The 1,860-nt window shown below is 59.7% G+C and carries 1 protein-coding gene; it reads right to left on the bottom strand.

Annotated elements, in window-relative coordinates; all coding sequences use genetic code 11:
* Positions 1–178: 178 nt before the first annotated feature.
* Positions 179–1,621 (bottom strand): gamma-aminobutyraldehyde dehydrogenase, encoded by a 1,443-nt coding sequence (locus tag NW815_RS13725; protein WP_414390585.1) that lies wholly within the window; start codon positions 1,619–1,621, stop codon positions 179–181.
* Positions 1,622–1,860: the final 239 nt, after the last annotated feature.

Below are 1,860 nucleotides of genomic sequence, written 5' to 3'. Positions count from 1 at the left end.
GGAGAGTTCAGCGTGAATGTATCAGGTTCCAAACCGGCTCCAGACAGTTCCCCAAGCCCTCTCCCAAGGGGAAGGGGTAGGTCGGAATCAAGGCCACCAATGGCCTACGGCGACTGGGAATACCCCTGGTGAGCCGCCGCTGTTTGGTGGTCATCTTCTGTTCAAAATGGGCATCACTTCAGTGGGTTGCAATCATCACGTGTTTGGTGATTTGGTAGTCGCGCACCGCTTCTGCCGAGAGATCTTTGCCAAATCCCGATTGCTTAAAGCCGCCATGGGGGGCCTCAGAGGCAATGGGAATATGGTCGTTGATCCAGACGGTGCCGAACTCCAGATCGGCGGCCAACCTCATCGCTCGTCCGATGTCTTGAGTCCACACAGAAGCCGCCAGCCCGTATAGGACGTCATTGCCCAAGCGTAGCGCTTCCGCTTCTTCGCGAAACGAGCCGAGCGTGAGAACCGGCCCAAAAACCTCACTCTGTACGATCTCCGCTTTTTGATCGACATTGGCAATCACCGTGGGTTCATAGTAGTAGCCCTGGGCAAGCTGGGAAGGGATCCGACCGCCGGTCAGCACCTTGGCTCCCTCTGCTTTGGCCCGCTCCACAAATCCCATCACCCGCTCCCGCTGGGCTGCTGAGACCAAAGGCCCCATCTCCACTCCCGCCTCGAAAGGGGATCCCACCGTTACTTTGCGCATGGCTTCTACAATGGCCTCTTGCGCCTGCGCCAGCTTGCTCTCGTGCACATAGACGCGGGTGGCTGCCGTACAGTCTTGGCCGGTATTGACGGTGGCAGCAAATGTGGCCTTGGCAGCAACGGTCTCTACGTCCGCATCCTCGAAGACGATAAACGGCGCTTTGCCCCCCAGTTCCAAATGCACCCGCTTCAGGGTATCTGCCGCTGTCCGCATCACCTGCTTGCCGGTGGCGGTAGAGCCGGTAAGGCTGACCATGCGCACCTGGGGGTGCTCCACCAGGGCTTGGCCGGTGGCATTGCCTCCGGTAACGATATTGACTACCCCGGGCGGGATCCCAGCCTCGGCGATCAGTTCCCCCAGCATCAGGGTGGTCAGGGGGGTGGCAGGAGCGGGCTTGAGCACCACCGTACAGCCGGCGGCCAGGGCGGGGCCGATCTTCCAGACGGCCATCATCAGCGGATAGTTCCAGGGGGTAATTTGCGCGCACACCCCCACTGGCTCTTTGCGAAAGAGGGAGGTGTAGCCCTTGGCGTATTCCCCAGCACTAAAGCCATGGATGTCGCGGGCGGCGGCGGCGAAGAAACGCAGATTATCCACCGCAAATGGCAGATCTCCCCCCAAGCTGAGGAACTCGTAGGGCTTGCCAGTGTTTTCCGATTCCAAGCGAGCCAATTCGGCGGCGCGAGCTTCGATTAGATCCGCCAATTTCCAGAGGGCCAGGGAGCGCTCGCCGGGGGTGAGTTTCGACCAACGGCCATCGTAGAAGGCTGTTTGGGCGGCCTGCACCGCCCGATCCACATCGGCAGGGCTGGCATCCACCACCTCTGCCAGTTTCTCGCCGGTGGCCGGGTTCTCGATGGTCATCAACCCCCCCCCTTGGCTATCGACCCATTGGCCGTCGATCCAGAGTTTGTAGGCCATAGCGATGTCCTCAACAGCTTGGTGAAATGGCTCTCCCCATTGTGCCGAATCTTTTTGGCTCGGCTTGAATCATAAGCTTCATTCAACTTTGGCAACTTTGGGGTGCAGAGATGGGATCCTTTGGGATTGGGATGGCCCAAACGGCTATTCGCAAAGCGGGCCGTAGACTGTGGCCAACGGCGCACTGGTGAGGATCCCGCATCTGCTAACTAACGGAGGTGCAGGGGCAATCAGTCCTG

The organism is Synechococcus sp. R6-7 (assembly GCF_047461695.1).
In the GTDB taxonomy this organism is placed as follows: domain Bacteria; phylum Cyanobacteriota; class Cyanobacteriia; order Thermostichales; family Thermostichaceae; genus Thermostichus.
The sequence above is the reverse complement of the archived record's forward strand: the minus strand, read 5'-3'. Positions and strand labels throughout refer to the sequence as shown.